Source organism: Aestuariibaculum scopimerae (assembly GCF_059428085.1).
Map to the genome: position 1 here is coordinate 1,799,873 of NZ_CM182089.1, position 18,965 is coordinate 1,818,837.

Annotated in this window: 14 protein-coding genes; 4 read left to right on the forward strand and 10 right to left on the reverse strand. The window is 35.9% G+C overall.

What is annotated here, in order from left to right; all coding sequences use genetic code 11:
* Position 1: 1 nt before the first annotated feature.
* Complete coding sequence (gene dxs / locus AC5SR4_RS07810; protein WP_495358978.1) at positions 2-1,768, reverse strand: 1-deoxy-D-xylulose-5-phosphate synthase; 1,767 nt, start codon at positions 1,766-1,768, stop codon at positions 2-4.
* Between the two features lie 567 nt (positions 1,769-2,335).
* On the opposite strand from dxs, the gene AC5SR4_RS07815 reads away from it, so the two are divergent.
* Positions 2,336-2,785 (forward strand): nucleoside deaminase, encoded by a 450-nt coding sequence (locus AC5SR4_RS07815; RefSeq protein WP_495358979.1) that lies wholly within the window; start codon positions 2,336-2,338, stop codon positions 2,783-2,785.
* Positions 2,786-3,044: 259 nt separating this feature from the next.
* Here AC5SR4_RS07815 and AC5SR4_RS07820 read toward each other — a convergent pair whose 3' ends face one another.
* From AC5SR4_RS07820 to aspS, 3 genes are read right to left on the reverse strand one after another with little or no spacing between them, the layout of a single operon-like run.
* Positions 3,045-3,281 (reverse strand): hypothetical protein, encoded by a 237-nt coding sequence (locus tag AC5SR4_RS07820; protein ID WP_495358980.1) that lies wholly within the window; start codon positions 3,279-3,281, stop codon positions 3,045-3,047.
* Between the two features lie 17 nt (positions 3,282-3,298).
* Complete coding sequence (locus tag AC5SR4_RS07825; protein ID WP_495358981.1) at positions 3,299-5,119, reverse strand: chloride channel protein; 1,821 nt, start codon at positions 5,117-5,119, stop codon at positions 3,299-3,301.
* A 17-nt stretch (positions 5,120-5,136) separates the two neighbouring features.
* Positions 5,137-6,891 carry an aspartate--tRNA ligase gene (aspS, locus tag AC5SR4_RS07830; RefSeq protein ID WP_495358982.1) on the reverse strand — a complete coding sequence of 585 codons (1,755 nt, stop codon included), beginning with the start codon at positions 6,889-6,891 and terminating at the stop codon, positions 5,137-5,139.
* Positions 6,892-7,107: 216 nt separating this feature from the next.
* On the opposite strand from aspS, the gene AC5SR4_RS07835 reads away from it, so the two are divergent.
* Positions 7,108-9,678: a carboxylesterase family protein gene (locus AC5SR4_RS07835; RefSeq protein WP_495358983.1), complete on the forward strand. Its 2,571-nt coding sequence runs from the start codon at positions 7,108-7,110 to the stop codon at positions 9,676-9,678.
* A 95-nt stretch (positions 9,679-9,773) separates the two neighbouring features.
* Here the strand turns inward: AC5SR4_RS07835 and AC5SR4_RS07840 are convergent, their stop codons facing one another.
* From AC5SR4_RS07840 to AC5SR4_RS07865, 6 genes are all read right to left on the reverse strand, one after another.
* Entirely contained in the window at positions 9,774-13,292 is a 3,519-nt protein-coding gene (locus AC5SR4_RS07840) for an efflux RND transporter permease subunit (protein ID WP_495358984.1), read from the reverse strand.
* Positions 13,293-13,304: 12 nt separating this feature from the next.
* Positions 13,305-14,477: an efflux RND transporter periplasmic adaptor subunit gene (locus AC5SR4_RS07845; RefSeq protein WP_495358985.1), complete on the reverse strand. Its 1,173-nt coding sequence runs from the start codon at positions 14,475-14,477 to the stop codon at positions 13,305-13,307.
* 32 nt (positions 14,478-14,509) lie between these two features.
* A complete protein-coding gene (locus AC5SR4_RS07850; protein ID WP_495358986.1) occupies positions 14,510-15,850 on the reverse strand; it encodes a TolC family protein in 1,341 nt (446 codons plus the stop codon).
* Positions 15,851-15,853: 3 nt separating this feature from the next.
* Complete coding sequence (locus AC5SR4_RS07855) at positions 15,854-16,459, reverse strand: TetR/AcrR family transcriptional regulator (protein WP_495358987.1); 606 nt, start codon at positions 16,457-16,459, stop codon at positions 15,854-15,856.
* A 112-nt stretch (positions 16,460-16,571) separates the two neighbouring features.
* Entirely contained in the window at positions 16,572-16,904 is a 333-nt protein-coding gene (locus tag AC5SR4_RS07860) for a hypothetical protein (protein WP_495358988.1), read from the reverse strand.
* 7 nt (positions 16,905-16,911) lie between these two features.
* Positions 16,912-17,469, reverse strand: coding sequence for an RNA polymerase sigma factor (locus AC5SR4_RS07865; RefSeq protein ID WP_495358989.1), 558 nt, complete (start codon positions 17,467-17,469; stop codon positions 16,912-16,914).
* Between the two features lie 166 nt (positions 17,470-17,635).
* On the opposite strand from AC5SR4_RS07865, the gene AC5SR4_RS07870 reads away from it, so the two are divergent.
* Complete coding sequence (locus AC5SR4_RS07870) at positions 17,636-18,610, forward strand: polyprenyl synthetase family protein (protein ID WP_495358990.1); 975 nt, start codon at positions 17,636-17,638, stop codon at positions 18,608-18,610.
* Positions 18,610-18,957 carry a hypothetical protein gene (locus AC5SR4_RS07875; protein ID WP_495358991.1) on the forward strand — a complete coding sequence of 116 codons (348 nt, stop codon included), beginning with the start codon at positions 18,610-18,612 and terminating at the stop codon, positions 18,955-18,957. Before AC5SR4_RS07870 ends, AC5SR4_RS07875 begins: the two co-directional genes overlap by 1 nt.
* The last annotated feature ends 8 nt before the right edge of the window (positions 18,958-18,965 follow it).

Sequence of the window (18,965 nt, forward strand, 5' to 3'; positions counted from 1 at the left end):
CCTAAGAGATTACGGTATTCATGTACTCGGTTAAGCTTTCAACATCCAAGCCAATGGATGCCTGTAATTCGTCTACACTACCGTGTTCAATAAAATAATCGGGGATGCCTAAAACACGGATGTTGTTTTTGTAATGGTTGTTTACAGCAAATTCTAAAACAGCACTTCCAAAACCTCCTGTACATGCATTATCTTCAACAGTAATAATTGTTTGGTAGGTTTTAAGGATATGATGCAATAACTTTGTATCCAATGGTTTTACAAAGCGCATGTCATAATGGGAAATCGCTTTAGGGTTTTTGCAATTTTCAATAGCTTCACTAACATTTTTGGCAATGGTTCCAATGCTTAATATTGCCATATCAGTCCCTTTTTTAAGTTGTTGTCCTGTCCCTATATCAATTTTAGAAAAAGGTTGTTTCCAATCTATGGTAATACCTCGACCCCTTGGATATCTTATGGCAATAGGTTGTTGTAAACCCAGTTGCGCTGTGTACATAATATTGCGTAAGGCTTCCTCATTACTGGGGGCGAAAATAATAAGGTTGGGGATACACCTTAAATATGACAAATCAAAAACACCATGATGTGTTGCACCATCGGCGCCAACCAAACCAGCCCGGTCTAAACAAAAGACAACTGGAAGTTTTTGCAGGGCAACATCATGTATAATTTGGTCGTAAGCACGTTGCAAAAAAGTAGAGTAGATGTTGCAAAATGGGATAAGCCCTTGTGTAGCCATACCAGCGGCTAAGGTTACTGCATGTTGCTCGGCAATACCCACATCAAAAGCCCGATCGGGCATTTCGGCCATCATATATTTTAAAGAACTCCCTGTAGGCATGGCTGGTGTAATGCCTACAATATTTTTATTTTGTTTTGCCAACTCAACAATAGTGTGTCCAAAAACATCTTGGTATTTTGGTGGTTGGCTTAATGGGGGTTTAGCAATTAAGTCGCCCGTTTTAGCATCAAATTTCCCAGGGGCATGGTACTTCACTTGGTTCTCTTCGGCTTGCTTCAATCCTTTACCCTTTGTTGTAATAACATGCAAAAATTTGGGACCTTTAATGGTTTTTAAGCGTTTTAATTCAGAAATAATAGCATTCAAATCATGGCCGTCTATAGGACCTGAATAATCAAAGTTTAAAGCCTCAAAGATGTTGTCTTGTTTTTGGGTGCCTTTTTTAACATTGGTTAAATACATTTTTAAAGCTCCAACACTGGGGTCTATGCCAATGGTGTTATCATTTAAAATAACAAGTAAATTGGCATTGGATACACCCGCGTGGTTCAAGCCTTCAAAGGCCATCCCCCCAGCAATAGAAGCATCGCCAATAATAGCAATATGATGTATGTCTTCTCCTTTTAATTGCGAGGCTATGGCCATGCCCAAGCTTGCCGATATGGATGTAGAAGCATGCCCTACACCAAACGTATCATAGATGCTTTCGCTACGTTTTGGAAAACCACTAATACCTCCAAATTGTCTGTTGGTATGAAACGCATCACGCCTTCCTGTTAATATTTTATGTCCGTAAGCCTGATGCCCAACGTCCCAAATAAGTTTATCTTCGGGAGTGTTAAACACATAATGCAAAGCAATGGTCAATTCCACAACCCCTAAACTAGCGCCTAAATGGCCCTCTTTAGTTGCCACAATATTAATGATAAACGCTCTTAACTCTTGGGCGAGTTGCGTTAAATCTTTTGGGTTTAAAAGACGAAGATCCTTTGGAGAATGAATAGTATTTAAAAGATTTTGCATGCGGGTACAAATGTAATGTTTCCAATGATGAATTCAGAATTCAGAGTTCAGAATTTAATGTTTTACTGTCATTGCGAACCTGCCTGTCGGCAACTACTGTGTGTACACAAATATGTTAAAACTAAAAAATATCAAGCTTTATGAAAATTAGCCACGAATGCCACATATTATCACGAATAGATAGGTGCTCACGGTTGCGTAAAGTAGCAGAGACTAGTTATAACACGAATCATTTTCCGCCAAAGGCAGAAAAACCAAAGCCTGAAAGGCTTAAAATCAGTGTGATGTCTAGCTTTTATTACACCATGCTTACGTCTTTATTGGTGACACATTCGTGTACCTGACTGCCGTTAGGCAGGTTCGTGTCGTTTTAGAGATGTGTACACACGGCAGCTGTCGGCAAGGCAGGTCCCAAATGGTGAAGCAATCTCTCTAAATAAGAGTTTCCCAATTAACCATAGATCGCCACGGTTGTCCCGATAGTTATCGGGACTCCCCCACGATGACAGGCCATTGTAGATTCAGCATGAAATTGTACTTTTGAATTCCTAACAACACGATCCAATTATGATTCAACCTTTTGATGATACCTATTTTATGAAAAAGGCACTACTAGAGGCCGAAATTGCCTTTGGGAAAGGTGAAATTCCTGTTGGTGCTGTGGTGGTAATTGATAACAGAATTATTGCCCGAGGGCATAATTTAACAGAAACCTTAAATGATGTTACGGCTCATGCCGAAATGCAAGCTATTACGGCGGCCTCCAATTTTTTGGGTGGAAAATATCTTCAAAAATGTACGTTGTATGTCACTTTAGAACCTTGCCAGATGTGTGCAGGTGCTTTGTATTGGAGCCAGATTTCCAATATTGTTTATGGTGCTAGGGATAAAGAACGTGGCTGCATTAATTTAAAGACCAAGTTGCATCCAAAAACCATAATAAAAGGGGGTGTTTTAGAAGATGAAGCGTCTACATTACTTAAACGTTTTTTTATTGAAAAGCGTAATTTGAACTAAGATAATTTCTTAAGCTTTTCGTGTTAGAATGGTTGCTTTAGTGTTTTATTGCTTTACTGCATAACTTTTATTGCCTGTGCTTATGTCTTTTATAAATATTGTACTATTTTTTTAAAAAAATAGTACAATATTTTGTAAAAAATACTAGTATTTTTTTTAGAATCTACTACAATAAATGTATTTGTTATAGTGTTGACGATTAAGAAGACTGCTTAACACTGACACAAAACATCAGGAAATAATAAAAAATTATGTGTAATTAAATTTTTTTATCTTCTTGGTTTTTGCGCATCTTTTCTAAATTTTCTTTGGTGAGCATGTAATCTTTAATGTCTTTATCCTTCCATCGATAATAAGCAAATAGAGGAAATACCAAAAAGAAAAGCCCCAAAACACCAAATCCGATAAACTTTTGCGAATATGTGGTTTTGATTATAAAGCCTGTAATAATGCTAGCCAAAGCTATTAAGAATAAAATGAAAATAATATATTTCATTGTTTTGGTGATTTTGGTTACGAGTTGACCTGCAAGGTTATTAATTGGCGCCTGTAGGCAGTCAGTAATTTAGATTTAGATATAAACCCAAAATAAACACCATTTTTGGTTACAGGTAAATTCCAGGCGCTGCTATCTTGAAATTTCTGCATAATATCGGTCATTTTATCAAGGTCTAGGTTTATAACCGCAGGGGGTTTTTGCATTACATCGGTTGCCACGACTTCCTTGTATAGGGTTTGGTCGAACATAATAGGCCTTAAGTCGTCCAAAAGAATAATACCTTGTAATTTTTTAGTGTCTTTTTTTACAACTGGAAAAATGTTTCTATTAGACTTTACCACGGCTTTATGAATCATTTCTTCCAGGTTCATTTCTGGGCTTATAGCAATAAAATTGGTTTCAATCACTTTGTCTATATCCATTAACGTCAATATAGCATGGTCTTTATCATGCGTAATTAACTCGCCTTTTCTGCCCAATTCCATATTATAAACCGAGTGTGGCTTAAAGTGTTTTGTAATACTAAAGGCAATAGTTGCAGTAAGCATTAAAGGAATAAAAAGTTCATAACCGCCTGTTAGTTCAGCAATTAAGAAAATAGCTGTTAATGGTGCATGTAAAACACCAGCCAGTAAACCAGCCATACCTACTAGGGTAAAATTACTTTCGGAAATAGGGGTGTTAAAAAGACCGCAATTATTGATAATTTTAGCAATGCAGTTTCCCATAATACTTCCCATAAAAAGTACAGGAGCAAAGATGCCCCCAACACCTCCGGCACCAAAGGTTAGGGCACTTGCAATAATTTTAAAAAACACCAATCCCGCTAAAAGAAAAATAACAATCCATACATTGTTTAAATCCATTTGGAACAAATTGTTTTCAAGAGCCTTTTCAGGATTACCAGTAATTAAGTTGTTTATAACATCAAACCCTTCACCATAAAGCGGGGGTATTAAAAATACGAGCAAACCAATACCAATACCACCAACAACCAATCGTTTTATGGGAGACCCCAACTTGTCAAATAATTTTTGAACCCGGTCGTACACCTCTGTAAAATAGATAGAGGTAAAGGCTGCAAAAACACCTAAAACCATATAGAAAGGGGCATCGGCTATATAAAATTTATCTTCTATTCTAAAGGGTAGTAAAATATCATCCCCAAAGAAAAAGTAAGAGGTTAAAATGGCAGAAAGTGATGCTAACAAAAGGGGTAGCATTGAGGCTATGGTTAAATCTAAGCTAAATACTTCTATAGCAAAAATCAATGCTGCTATGGGCGCCTTAAAAATAGAGCTCATAGCACCTGCGGCAGCACAACCAATTAATAGGTTTCTAGAGGTTTGATTCATGTGAAACATTCTAGAAATGTTAGAGCCTAAAGCAGCACCCGTTGCAACAGTAGGTCCCTCTAGTCCTACCGAACCACCAAAGCCAACCGTAATAGGAGCGGTTAAAATAGAACCAAACATTTGGTATTGTTTCATAATACCTTTTCGTTTTGAAATGGCAAAGAGGGTAGATGGGATGCCATGGCTTACTTTATTTCTTATTACATATTTAATAATAATATATACTATGGTAAACCCTAAAATAGGGAATAGAAAATAAAATGCGTGGTGGTAATAGTTTATTAAATTCCCTTCCAGTATATGCTGTATAAAGTGGGTTAGGTTTTTTATAACTACGGCGCCTACACCCGATGTAAAACCAATAACAATACTTAAAATATAAACAAATTGTCTATGGGAAATATGTTTGGCCCTCCAAATTAGAATTTGTTTAAGTATGGTTTGTTTTGGCATATTTAAATCTACTAAAAAATCCTGCATGAAAGCAGGATTAAATATTACTGTTTTATATTAAGTTTTAAACTTAATTCTGTTAATTGTACATCGTCTATAGGTGCTGGGGCATCTATCATAACATCACGGCCCGCATTGTTTTTGGGGAATGCAATAAAATCGCGAATGGTTTCTTGTCCTCCTAAAATAGCTACCAATCGGTCTAGACCAAAAGCCAGGCCACCATGTGGTGGTGCTCCATACTGGAAGGCATCCATTAAAAAACCAAACTGAGCTTTGGCCTCTTCGGGTGTAAAGCCTAGATAATCAAACATTAACGATTGGGTTTGTTTGTCATGAATTCTAATAGACCCACCACCAATCTCATTACCATTCAACACCAAGTCATAAGCATTGGCTTTTACGGCACCAGGATTGGTTTTCAATAAGTCTATTTGCCCAGGCTTTGGTGATGTGAAGGGGTGGTGCATAGCATGGTAACGTTCTGTTTCTTCATCCCATTCCAAGAGTGGGAAGTCCATAACCCAAAGTGGAGCAAACTCATTGGGTTTTCTTAAGCCCATGCGTTCTGCCAATTCCATACGCAATGCACTTAGTTGGGTGCGTACCTTATGTTTGTTACCGGAAAGCACACAAATTAAATCGCCAGCTTTGGCTCCTGTAACTTCAGCCCATTTTGCTAAATCGGCTTGGTCATAAAATTTATCAACGGAGGATTTATAGGTGCCGTCATCATTACAACGGCAATATACCATTCCTAAAGCACCTATTTGAGGGCGTTTTACCCAATCAATCAGGTTGTCTATTTCTTTTCTGGTATAGATGTTTCCACCAGGAACGGCAATGCCAACTACTAATTCGGCATTATTAAAAACACCAAAATCCTTATGTTGGGTTACAGCATTAAGCTCGCCAAATACCATTCCAAAGCGAATATCGGGTTTGTCGTTACCGTATAGGCGCATGGCATCATCGTAAAGCATGCGCGGGAATTTATCTATTTCTACCCCATTAATTTCTTTAAGCAAGTGACGTGTTAAACCTTCAAAGGCATTTAAAATGTCTTCTTGTTCTATAAACGCCATTTCACAATCTATTTGTGTAAACTCGGGTTGCCTGTCGGCACGTAAGTCCTCATCCCTAAAACACTTCACAATTTGGAAGTATTTATCCATACCACCTACCATAAGTAATTGTTTAAAGGTTTGTGGTGATTGTGGCAGGGCATAAAATTGCCCAGCATTCATGCGAGAAGGCACCACAAAATCGCGTGCTCCTTCTGGTGTTGATTTGATTAAGTATGGGGTTTCAACTTCAATAAAGCCTTCTTTAGATAGGTAGTTTCGAACCTCTTGGGTTACTTTATGTCTAAAAATCAAACTGTTTTTTACAGGGTTACGACGGATGTCCAGATAACGGTACTTCATACGCAGCTCTTCACCACCATCTGTTTTATCTTCAATAGTGAATGGCGGTAAGATGGCTTCGTTTAAAATGGTTAGTTCGGAAACTAATATTTCAATAGCGCCTGTTGGGATGTTGGGATTTTTAGACGCACGCTCTATAACAGTCCCTTTTACTTGAATAACAAATTCACGACCAAGGTCTTGGGCTTGTGCCATCACCTTTTTTGAACTGCGTTCTTCATCAAAAACAAGTTGCGTAATCCCATAACGATCACGTAAATCTACCCAAACAATAAAACCTTTGTCTCTTGATTTTTGAACCCAACCAGCAAGTGTAACTTCCTTATTAATATGTGATGCATTTAGTTCACCACAATTATGACTTCTGTACATAATGAATTTTTAGAGTTGCAAATTTAAATAAATACAATTGAGTATTAATTTTTTAGGATGTTTTTTTAAATGAACTAAAAAAAGAACTTTTGGTTAAAGTATGAAATTTATATGACGTTATTTGGGTGGTTTGGACTGTTGTTAGTCGAAAAGATATTTTTATAGATAAATATAAAATTAGTTTTAATGTAATTAATGGTTAAAATATAAATATTTATGGTTAGAATGATGTCTTTTTTGTTTTTCTTGTTTTTAATTTCAGCGCAGACCTATGCTCAACAAAAGACGGGTAATATTGTTGAATATTTTGGAAAAGAAAAAGTTGAAACAATTGAAGAAGGCAAGTTGGTTCACATCTTCAAAGAAGCATTAGCTTTAAAAGTACCTATTCATGGATTCAACTCATCCTCTTTTCCTAAAGATCCTGTTTTTGGTCGGTTTTTAATGGATACCGATTATGAACCTAAAGAAAATGAGGTGTTTGATATTGATTTTTTAGGAAACCCAGTAGTATGGAAGACCATGACAGTTGATACAACAAATAGTTTTAATGACAATGAATTACGCTCTAGTTATATTTGTTTAAAATATGAATCCAGTTTAGAGAAAGTAGTATTATTTGAAGCCTCTGGGCATTCTTTAGTCTTAGTAAATGGGAAGCCTCATGAAGGAGACCATTATGATTATGGATGGAACCTTATTCCTTTAGAATTAAAAAAAGGACTGAATATTTTTGTTTTAAAGGTAGGACGTTTTCCAAGGATACGGGCTAGATTAATTGAGCCTAAAGTTAAAGTTCAGTTTACAACTAGGGATTTGACAATTCCTGATATATTGGTGGAGGAAACTAAGGATTTTCAAGGTGCAATACGAGTAATTAATGCAACCAACAATTGGATAAAAAAACACACTATTGAAGCTATACTCAATGAGCAAGTCCTTTATACCACTATACCTAATATACCACCAATGAGCATTAGGAAAATACCATTTTCTATAGCTCATGTTTCAAATGATACCAGTTTAGGAACATATGAGTTGAAACTGAATTTAAAAAGTAATGATAAACGTATCCTGAATGTTAAAATGATTCCTTTTGAAGTAAAGTCTAAGCATTCACATCACAAGCGAACGTTTACTAGTAATATAGACGGAAGTATTCAATATTACAGTGTTGCGCCATCGAGTAATGATACGTTATCTAATGGCGCTATGTTTTTATCTGTTCATGGAGCCTCAGTAGAAGCTGTTAACCAAGCTAACGCCTATAAACAAAAGGACTGGGGAGATTTAATTGCTCCAACTAATAGACGGCCATTTGGTTATGCTTGGGAAGATTTAGGACGTTTAGATGCTTTGGAAGTTTTAGAAAACGCTAAAAGTATATATAAGCCAAATCCACAAAGAATTTATTTAACTGGCCATTCTATGGGAGGGCATGGCACATGGTATTTAGGAGCGACCTATCCAGACCAATTTGCGGCTATTGCACCATGTGCCGGTTATCCTGATTTGTTATTATATAGAGATGTGTTTTTAAACAGGCTTTTAGACATGCCGGAAGAGGAATTAAAGGTATATGGTATAACATCAAAAGCTTTAAGTCGCATACAGGGAACTCCGCAATTAAACCGTTTGGAAACCATTATTGAAAGAGCTGGAACGCCAAGTAGAACTTTAGGTTTAATAAGAAACTATCTGCATCAAGGTGTCTACATCTTGCATGGGGAAAAGGATGATGTTGTGCCTACTTATATAGCTAGGGATATGAGAAAGCGTTTAGGGGAGTTCCACCCAGATTTTACATATTATGAATATCCAGAAGGAACACATTGGTATGGAGACCATAGTGTGGATTGGCCTCCAATATTTGATCTTTTTAAGCAGCGTACAATTCCTAAAGATAGAGATATTGATAATTTAGAGTTTTATACAGGGTCACCTGGGGTGTCTTCTAAATCTCATTTTATAACAATTCATCAGCAAGAAGTACCCTTTGAGGTGAGTTCATTCAAATACTCAAAAGAAGAAGACAAGTATGTGTTGCAAACCGACAATGTTGCTTTCATTGAGATAGATTTTAGCGTTTTCGATGAAGTGGATAATGAGATTATAATTGATGGTTTTTCTTTTGCTATACAAGAAAGTAAAGATATGTTTTTTAAGAAAGAGAAGTTGAAGTGGGAGATAGCTTCAGCTCCAAACTTAAAAGAAAAAGGCCCTCACAGAAATGGTGGTTTTAAGGATGCTTTTAGAAACAATGTAGTTTTTGTTTATGCAACTAAAGGAACTGAAATAGAAAATAATTGGTATTTTAATAGAGCAAGATTTGATGCCGAAACACTTTGGTATCGTGCAAATGGCTCTGTAGAAATAGTTAAAGATGTTAATTTTTCTTTGTCTAAGTATGCCGATCGTAATGTTGTTTTGTACGGAAATAAAACTAATAATGTTGCTTGGGATAAGTTGTTGAATCATTCTTCTATTCAAGTGAAGAATAACGAAGTTGACTTTAATGGTAACATATTATCGGGAGATCAATGGGGGATGTATTATATTGTTCCTAGAACAGATAGTGATATCGCAAGTGTTGGAGTGGTTACTGCTACAGGCTTAAAAGGAATGAAAGCTGCATATATGAATCATTACCTTGTAAATGGAACCACATTTCCAGATGTTTTATTGTTTGACGATGAGGTGCTAACCAATGGATCTCCTGCTGTTAAATGTGCTGGATTTTTTGGTAATGATTGGTCTATAGAGCAAGGAGATTTCGAGTGGAAATAAGTCTGTATTAAAAAAATAGATTAAAAAGAAAAAGCCCTAACACGTGTTAGGGCTTTTTCTTTTTAAATTATCAATTAATACCTGTTAAGTTTTCACTAGTATTCTATTTGGGGTGTCTCTGTAGCAATTTGTTTTGGAGCTTCTTCAGACTGTAGCTTTTTGTTTAACCACATTTTAAGTTGCATGGCCAAAAAGAACAATACAGGCACTACAATTAGGGTTAAGAATGTGGCAACGAACAGGCCGTAAATTACGGTCCAAGCTAAAGGTCCCCAGAAAATAACGTTGTCGCCACCAAAATAAATATGTGGATTAAATTCGCTAAACAAAGTGTAGAAGTTTAGGTTTAACCCAATAGCTAAAGGAATTAACCCCAGTATGGTAGTAATGGCCGTTAAAAGTACAGGGCGTAAACGTGCTTTACCAGCCTGTACAATACAATTAAACAAGTCGTTTTTATCCAGAAACGCTTCTTCGTCCAATCCTTTTTCATATTTCTTTCTATCTATAAGTAATTGGGCATAATCGAGCAGCACCACACCATTATTAACCACAATTCCTGCCAGCGATATAATACCCATCATGGTCATCATAATTACAAAGGCGCTTCCTGTAATAACGATACCACTAAACACCCCAATTAAGCTTAAAAATATAGCTCCCATAATAATGGCAGGTTTTGAAAGGGAATTAAACTGGAAAATCAAAATCAGGAAAATGAGCCCTAAGCCAGTAAAGAATGCTCCCATTAAAAAGGCCATTTGCTTATTTTGCTCTTCTATTTGTCCTGTATAATCTATTTTAATGTTTTTAGGAATGTCATGAAACTCCTTCATAGCATTTTGAACTTGCCTAACAACGGCGCCAGCATCAGTATAGCCTGGTGCTAGTGCAGAGTATACGGTAACAACACGTTTTACATCACGATGCTTAATAGAACTAAAACCTGATGTATTGGACTGTTTGGCTACAGACGACACAGGGATTTCCTTTATTTGCCCTGAAGCCATATCCCTAAACGTAATTCGTTGATTAAAAATGGCACTTGTATTGTAGCGGTTGGCCTCGTTAAAGCGCACATAAATATCATAATCTTCACCATCTTCTTTGTATATGCCCGCTTTGGCTCCAAAAATAGAATTACGTAGTTGTTGCCCCACTTGTGATGAGCTAACACCCAACTCTCCTGCTTTTTCTCTATCTACTACTACTTGCATGGCAGGTTTATCTTTGTTAACATCTATTTTTAGTTCATCAATACCAGCAATGCTTCTAGAGTTAATAAAGTCCCTCATATTTTCAGCTGTAGTAATAAGTTCAGAATAATCATCACCTTCCAATTCAATGTTAATTGGAGCCCCAGCTGGTGGTCCGTTTTGATCTTTTTCAACAGAAATTAAAACACCAGGGTAAATGCCTACCAGTGCTTCTTGTACTTTTTGACGCATAAGCTCACTATCTTCTCCACGCCTGTATTTGTACTCGCGCATAGAAGCTGTAATTTTACCTTTATGGGGCATTTCTGCTGCAGAGCCTCCGTCAGTTTGTGGATTTCCAGCACCTTCGCCAACTTGCGAAACGGCACTTTCTACCATATAGTTGTAATCGCCATCAGTGTACATGTCCTCATTAAGTACAGCATACACCTTTTTTTCTATTTGCTTAGTAATGGCATTTGTTTTTTCTATGTCTGTACCTTCGGGGTATTCAATATAGACAATAATTTGATTGGGTTTGTTGTCTGGAAAGAATTCAACTTTGGTTCGCTGTGAAGCTAAAGAAGCACCAAAGGCCATAAAGGCTATAATTAATAATGCAAAAGTTCCAATACTAACAAAATAGGGGCGCTTACCCTTTAAAGCAGTTTTTAATGAGTTTTCATAAAGCCTTTCAAGTTTTGCAAGGGTTCTGTTTTGAAAACGATTGGCCATTTTACGAAGTATCAATCGGTATATCCAAAGCATGATGGCTGTTGTTATCATAAGGGACCCCAAAGCGCGGTATTCACCACCAATAATAACAATGATGAGCCCAATGAAGGATATGATTGATGTAATGTAAATAATACGCTTTAATGGCATTTCTTTATCTTCTGTGGTCATGAATTTTGATACTAGCACTGAATTGAAGAAAATAGCAACAAATAATGAAGATCCTAAGACCACGGAAAGCGTTATTGGGAAATAAATCATGAATTGTCCCATTAAGCCAGGCCATAACCCTAAAGGGATGAAGGCAGCAACTGTTGTAGCTGTAGAGATGATAATGGGAAATGCAATTTCCCCAATCCCTTTTTTGGCAGCTTCTTTACGGCTCATGCCTTCTTCGTCCATTAAACGGTATACGTTCTCAACAACCACAATACCATTATCTACCAGCATACCAAGCCCCATGATAAGTCCAAACAATATCATGGTGTTCATGGTATAACCCAGCATATTCAATAACATTAAGGACATGAACATAGACATAGGAATGGCAAACCCAACAAAGAGTGCGTTCTTAAATCCTAAAAAGAACATTAAAACGGTTACTACGAGGATGATACCAAAAATAATGTTGTTTACTAAATCGTCTACCTGTCCAATAGTTTTAGAAGATTGATCATTCGTTATCGATAGTTTTAGATTGGCAGGGAATACATTTTCTTGGGCATCTTTTACTATGGCTTGTATTTTTTCGGCCGCCTCAACCATGTTTTTTCCAGCACGCTTTTTAACGTCTAGCATAACAACGGGTTCTCCAAATTCCCTAGCATAAGTAGTTTTGTCTTTTTCCCTGAATGTTACGGTAGCAATATCCTTTAAATAAATAGGGTTATTGTGTTCAGACTTAACCACAAAGTTGTTAAGGTTACTTGGGTCGTCAATTTCCCCAAGAATTCGCATGGTACGGCGTTGTCCACTGGCAATAAAATTGCCGGCAGACATAGTAACATTACCACCGTTTATAGCATTAATAACATCATTAAAACTTACTTGAGAGGCCATCATTTTATAAATATCTACGGCAACCTCTACTTCTTTTTCTTGAGCCCCACGAATATCTACTTTTTTAATTTCTATAAGGTCTTCAATTTCATCCTGCAGGTACTCCCCAAATTCTTTTAATTTATCTACTGGATAGTCTCCAGAAATATTAATATTAAGAATGGGCATTTCCTCAGACATGCTTAACTCAAATACATTAGGTTCTACTTTAGCACCATTGAATGTTGGCCAATCCTCACCGGAAGTTTCTGAGTCTATTTCATCTTTTACCTTTTGTTTAGCTTGTTCTACGGTAATATCTTCATCAAATTCTACAATCACCATAGAGTAATCTTCTTGGGAAGATGAGGTAATCTCTACTACATTACTTACGGTTTTAAGTTTGTCTTCTAAGGGGTCTGTTATCAGTTTTTCAATATCCTCGGCAGTGTTTCCGGGAAATAAAGAACTAATATATATTTTGGTTTCCTTAATTTCAGGAAAGCTTTCTCTAGGCATTTTAAAGTAAGCAGAAATACCTAAAAAAAGAATCATGACCATCATGACATATATTGTGGTCTTGTTTCCAATAGCCCACGATGATAGTTTAAATTCTTTATCAACTTGTTTTTGTTGCTTAGTCATAATTTTTTAATCTTATTGATTAATAACTTTAACAGTTTGTCCATTTTTTACGCTACGGGCTCCTTCTTGAATAATTTCAACTTCATTTTCAATACCATTTACAACTTCAATAACATCGCCTTGCGATTTTCCGGTTTCAATAATAATTCGTTTGGCAACACCCTCATTATTGGAATCTTTGTTTTCTACAATGTAGATGTATTGTTCGCCCTCAGCATTTTCAGAAATAATACTTTGAGGTATTAATATGGCGTTTTCGTTGGAATAATCGTTTATTTTTAAACGTGCTGTTAGGTTGGGTTTAATGTTTTTATCTTTATTTGGTACAGCTACTTCTATTTTAAAGGTTCTATTAGCAGGATTTATAAAGTTACCAGCTTGTCTTACTTTCGAGTCTAGGGTAGTTCCTAAAACAGGAAATTCTATTTTTACATGCTTATTGGCAGTAATATTGGTAATGTAGCTTTCAGGAACATCTGTTTCAATGTACATATTATCTAAATTAACAATACGAATTAATGAGGATTGCCCTGGTGACACTACACTACCTTGGTCTGTAATAACATCGTCTACAACACCCGAGAATGGAGCACGTATCATGGTTTTTTCAAGTTGGCTTTTTAATTGATTTACAGCTCTTTGTTGTGCTTCGTAACTGGACTTGGCCTGTAAATATTGAATTTCACTGCCTATGTTTTGTTCCCATAAGCGTTGTTGGCGCTCATAGGTTGTTTTAGCCAAATCGGCTTGAATTTGTAGCTGTGCTACTTGTTGACTTAAGCCACCATCGTCTATAGTTGCTAAAAGCTGCCCTTTTTTTACATTTTGACCTTCTTTTACATAAACACGTGTTAAAATGCCCCCTATTTCAGGATATAACACCAAGTTTTGCTTGGTTTGAACATTGCCTTGTAATTCCAAATAGTGATCAAAAGCTTTAGATTGCACCTTAAAGGTTGTAATCAATGGCAGCTTTTTAACGGTATCAAGTTCTGAAATCTTAGCATTAAGCAAAGCTAATTGCTCTGCAAAGGCCTGTTGTTTGGCATCAATTTCTTCGCGTTTTTCTTTTAATTTTGTTAAGTCGTTAGACTCTAAAATGGCTTCTAGGGATTTTTCTTTTTTCTCCCCACCGCAAGATGCTAAAACAAATGCGACAATTAGTAAAGCATATATATTTTTCATGTTATAGTGTTTTGTTTTGATTGTTGATTATTTTAATTGACTGTGTTTAATACAGTTTCCAATACTGCTTTGTTATTAATTACATCTAGCATGGCCTGTAAAAATTCTTGTTGTGCTGTGTATAGTTGTATTTGTGCCTGGCGCAAATCGAAACTGGAACCAATACCTTCGAAGAATTTGGTTTGGTTTTTAGCTTCAATACGTTCAGCAAGATTTAAGTTTCTTTTCTTGTTATCATAGTCCTCAACAGCAAATTGATAATCGCTTTTTGCAGAAGCGATTTGCAATTGAATTTTTTGTTCGGTTTCAACCAAGTCGTCTTTAGCTTTTTCTAAATTAATACGGGCACGTTGCGTAGCGGCACTTCTCCCTAAAGAACTAAAAATAGGAATGTTTAAACTCACACCTAATAAAGACGAACCAAACCATTTTTGGTCTTTATCAAAAAAAGTAAAGTCGTTACTAAACGCAGAATAACCACCGTTTATAAAGGTGTTTAATGTTGGAAGGGCCTTGCTTTTTTCTAGTTTTAAAAGTAGTTCTTTTGATGTCTTATCGTTTTCGGCAATCCTATAATCTATAGTGTTCTCAACGGTTTCATCGGCTTCCAGTAGTTCTAAGGATATGTTTTGGGCTGTTAAATCTTCCAAACGATCTGTTAATACAGTAGAGCTATTAATGTTTAAACCAAGGGTAATGTTTAGCATTTGGTATGCCAAGTCCTTTAGTCTTGTTACATTTTTAAGATTACTTTGTACACCAGAAAGCGTAATTTGTAGCTGCTCTACACTTTCTTGCTCCTCCAATCCGTTTTCATATATTTTATTAAGTTCAAACAGGTTTTTTTCTAGCGTTTCCACATTCTTTTGTAAAATACCAACACTTTCCTCTGCTAGCAGGACATTTCCATAGGCATTAATAACAGCCTTTCTAACTTCCAAATCTGTTTTTTCTTTAGCGTTTTCTGAGATTTCCAAAAACACTTTGGCAGATTGTAAACCCACTAAATAGGAGCCGTCAAAGATTTTTTGTGTTAAGGTGGCTGTAGCTGTAATGCTTTGTTTTGTTCCAAAGGTCACTTCAGAAAATTCGCCAGGATTCCCTCCAAAAAATTCTGCAGGAATTAAAGATACTTGTTGTTTTAAAAAGTTTTGATAATCTACCGTTGCACTAATTTGTGGTAAACCGGTGGCGGTTGTCTCCCATTTTTGTTGTTTGGCGGCTTCAATATCGCGTAAGGCGTTTTTAGCAGTTCGGTTATTTTCTAAAGCGTAATCTATAGCTTCCTGTAATGTGAAGCTTTGTGGGATTTCCTGTGAAAACCCCTTGATTGCTAGGAGTAAACTAAAGGTTAAAATTAGTTTGTGCTTCATGTTTTATGATTGATTTGTGTTTATGTGTTTGTTTAATATTTGAATGCCTTTATCAGTCACAATAGCTCTTAAGTGGTATTCTAAATAGCTTTCCATTAAATAGTCCATACTAAATTTATCTTGTGGAAAAATGGTGTTGTCTTTAATGCCTGTCATACCGTTAAAATACATTCGGGATATAAAGTCTACATCAATGTTAGGCCTAAACAAACCCATATCAATGCCATTTTGTAAACTCTCTTTTACCGAATCGTGCATTTTTTCAAATTGCTTGAACTTTAAAATATCGTATATCTGTGGGTAGTATTTTTTAAGCTGGTATTGCGGTGAAGACTTTTCATTTTTTAAATGGTGCATTACAAACATTTTAATGTCATAAAGCTGCTCTATAGGATTTATAGAAGTATTGCAAATACCGTCAATACCTTCGCAAATATGTTCAAAGAGCTCAAAAGTGACTGCTTCAACAAGTTTGGTTTTGTTTTGAAAGTGAACATAAATAGTTTTTTTGGATATGGCCAATTCATTGGCAATATCATCCATGGTAACACTTTTAAAACCGAGTGTTAGGAATAAATCTGTTGCTTTATTAATGATTTGTTGTTTCATATGAAGGGGCAAAGCTACGAATGGAAACTTTAAAAACAAAAAAAGTTTCTTTAGTTTTAATAAAAAAATAACATTTAGAACATGTTTTCTTTAAGTTGGGCATGTCTCATTATTAATCTTTACTACACCAAGGGCTGTTTTTTAATCGTTCTTTCCAAGCGTTTTTAAATTTTTCTCGTTCCTCCGGGGTCATGTCTCGCATGCGTTCAAAGACTTGTTTTTTGTGTATGGCGTGCTTGTGTTTTCCGCAGCCCATGAATCCGCCGAATAAAATTTTACTCAAAACGAGAATACCCATAGCTTGCCAGTAGGTAATAGCTGTTACATGGATAACGTTTGGTAAAATGGCATTCCAGAGCCACATAACCGCAGCACTTAGACCAAATAGCATCACCAGCGGGATGATAACTAAAAATTTTCTTTTTCCTTTAAATCTATGTTCCATAATATTTTTAATTCAAGTTTAAATCGTCATATAATTCTTTTAACCGAAACCGTAAGTGCTTCACAGCATACAGTTTTCTGCTAATAATGGTCTTAATATTTTTGCCTTCTTCATCAGCAATTTCTTGAAGGGTTTTGTCTTCAAATTCATTGGCTACATAAACACGCTTTTGAGCTTCTGGTAGTTCGTCTAAAGCATTTAAGAGCGCCTTCCAAATATCATCCTGAAAGAGCTTTAGCTCCGGACTTTCTTCATGGTCTAAAAGCAAAACATCTCTAATAACAGACGTGCCATCATCATCTTCATACGTGAAATCTTCTAAATTCTCTGTCTTTTTTTTACGGTAGTTGTCGGTTATTTTGTTTTGTGTTACGGTAAACAACCAACTGCTTACGTTTACAATGTCTGATATGTTGGTCAGGTTGCTAAATTGAAACCAGACTTCTTGCAAAATATCCTCGGCATCTTCACTGTTTTTAACCTTGGGTTTGATAAAAGCCATAAGCCTTTCCCCATATTTGTTAACAGTTTGAGAAATAATGCTTTCCTTTTCTTTTTTGGACATTGCAAAGACTTTGACCGGTTTCATGTAGTATTAGACGAATCAAACCGGATTTTACTTTAATGAATTTAAAATAAAAGCCATTATTTTAAACAAATAATAATGTTTTTTTAAAATTTGATACCATATTCTGTTGTTATTGTTTGGGGTTTTCGTGTATTTTTGTTTGATGCAACAGATAGAATTTTACCAAGGTGCTTTTTCTGCATACTTAGAGGGCTTTATTAAAAAAAAGGAGCCTGCTAACCTGTATAATCCCATACATTACATCTTGCAATTAGGTGGTAAGCGCTTAAGGCCGGTACTGACGTTGATGAGTGCTGAAGTGTTTAATTGTAATTATAAAGAAGCACTGCATGCGGCTTTAAGTGTAGAAGTGTTCCATAATTTTTCTTTAGTTCATGATGATATTATGGATGCTGCCCCTTTGCGTAGAGGAAAGGAAACCGTTCATGAAAAATGGAATATCAATACGGGGATACTCTCTGGCGATGCTATGTTAATTATGGCCTATCAACTATTTGAAAGCTATGAAGCCCATACATTTCAAGCTTTGGCTAAATTGTTCAGTAAAACGGCCCTAGAAGTTTGTGAAGGCCAGCAATATGATGTGGATTTTGAAACCCAAGACAATGTTAGCATTCCAGCTTATTTAAAAATGATTGAGTATAAGACTGCTGTTTTAGTGGGTGCCGCTATGCAAATGGGTGCCATTATTGCAAATGCATCTGTTCAAGACCAAAAGGGCATTTATGAGTTTGGTAAGAATTTAGGGATTGCATTTCAATTACAAGATGATTACCTAGATGCTTTTGGCGACCCAAAAACGTTTGGCAAGCAGGTGGGAGGTGATATTATAGAAAACAAAAAAACCTATTTGTATTTAAAAGCGTTGGAGTTTTCATCTGAAAATGACACCCAAAAATTACAACAACTATTTCGTGATAATACTAACAATATTGACGATAAAGTTAAGATTGTAAAGCAAATTTTTGTAACATCGGGAGCTACCGAAGCAACAAAAAAAGCCATAGAAGATTATACTAAAAAGGCCTTTATGGTTTTAGATGCGTTACAAATTTCTGAAGACAAAAAGGCATTGTTAAAAGCCTTTGGCCATAGCTTAATGAATAGAAACGTATAATGCAATTACCTACAACCTTTGAAGATTTAATAAAGGAAGCCAACCAGCTTAATTTGTACAAAAAACTTATACGGCAGTTAAATAAAGATTTTTTGTTAGCAAATATTGATTTGGATTTTGATGAATCCATATTGCCAAGCAGCCTAAAGTTTTTACTTCACGAAACTATTTACAAGCTCATTCAGGAAAAATTTACAGACTATTTAAATCTGCTTTATATCATTGACGTGTCTGAAAAACAAGTAAAAGATTTAGATGGCAGCGATATACTCAAACTTTCTGAACAGGTATCATTTTTAATACTAAAGCGGGAATGGCAAAAAGTATGGTTTAGAAATAAATACTAAGCAATAGG

What these genes read in the sequence shown, in the direction of transcription:
- AC5SR4_RS07870 (WP_495358990.1), top strand. Translation starts at nt 17,636, where the DNA reads ATGCAACAGATAGAATTTTACCAAGGTGCTTTTTCTGCATACTTAGAG.
- AC5SR4_RS07865 (WP_495358989.1), bottom strand. Translation starts at nt 17,469, where the DNA reads ATGTCCAAAAAAGAAAAGGAAAGCATTATTTCTCAAACTGTTAACAAA.
- AC5SR4_RS07845 (WP_495358985.1), bottom strand. Translation starts at nt 14,477, where the DNA reads ATGAAAAATATATATGCTTTACTAATTGTCGCATTTGTTTTAGCATCT.
- dxs (WP_495358978.1), bottom strand. Translation starts at nt 1,768, where the DNA reads ATGCAAAATCTTTTAAATACTATTCATTCTCCAAAGGATCTTCGTCTT.
- AC5SR4_RS07860 (WP_495358988.1), bottom strand. Translation starts at nt 16,904, where the DNA reads ATGGAACATAGATTTAAAGGAAAAAGAAAATTTTTAGTTATCATCCCG.
- aspS (WP_495358982.1), bottom strand. Translation starts at nt 6,891, where the DNA reads ATGTACAGAAGTCATAATTGTGGTGAACTAAATGCATCACATATTAAT.
- AC5SR4_RS07820 (WP_495358980.1), bottom strand. Translation starts at nt 3,281, where the DNA reads ATGAAATATATTATTTTCATTTTATTCTTAATAGCTTTGGCTAGCATT.
- AC5SR4_RS07825 (WP_495358981.1), bottom strand. Translation starts at nt 5,119, where the DNA reads ATGCAGGATTTTTTAGTAGATTTAAATATGCCAAAACAAACCATACTT.
- AC5SR4_RS07855 (WP_495358987.1), bottom strand. Translation starts at nt 16,459, where the DNA reads ATGAAACAACAAATCATTAATAAAGCAACAGATTTATTCCTAACACTC.
- AC5SR4_RS07835 (WP_495358983.1), top strand. Translation starts at nt 7,108, where the DNA reads ATGGTTAGAATGATGTCTTTTTTGTTTTTCTTGTTTTTAATTTCAGCG.
- AC5SR4_RS07875 (WP_495358991.1), top strand. Translation starts at nt 18,610, where the DNA reads ATGCAATTACCTACAACCTTTGAAGATTTAATAAAGGAAGCCAACCAG.
- AC5SR4_RS07815 (WP_495358979.1), top strand. Translation starts at nt 2,336, where the DNA reads ATGATTCAACCTTTTGATGATACCTATTTTATGAAAAAGGCACTACTA.
- AC5SR4_RS07840 (WP_495358984.1), bottom strand. Translation starts at nt 13,292, where the DNA reads ATGACTAAGCAACAAAAACAAGTTGATAAAGAATTTAAACTATCATCG.
- AC5SR4_RS07850 (WP_495358986.1), bottom strand. Translation starts at nt 15,850, where the DNA reads ATGAAGCACAAACTAATTTTAACCTTTAGTTTACTCCTAGCAATCAAG.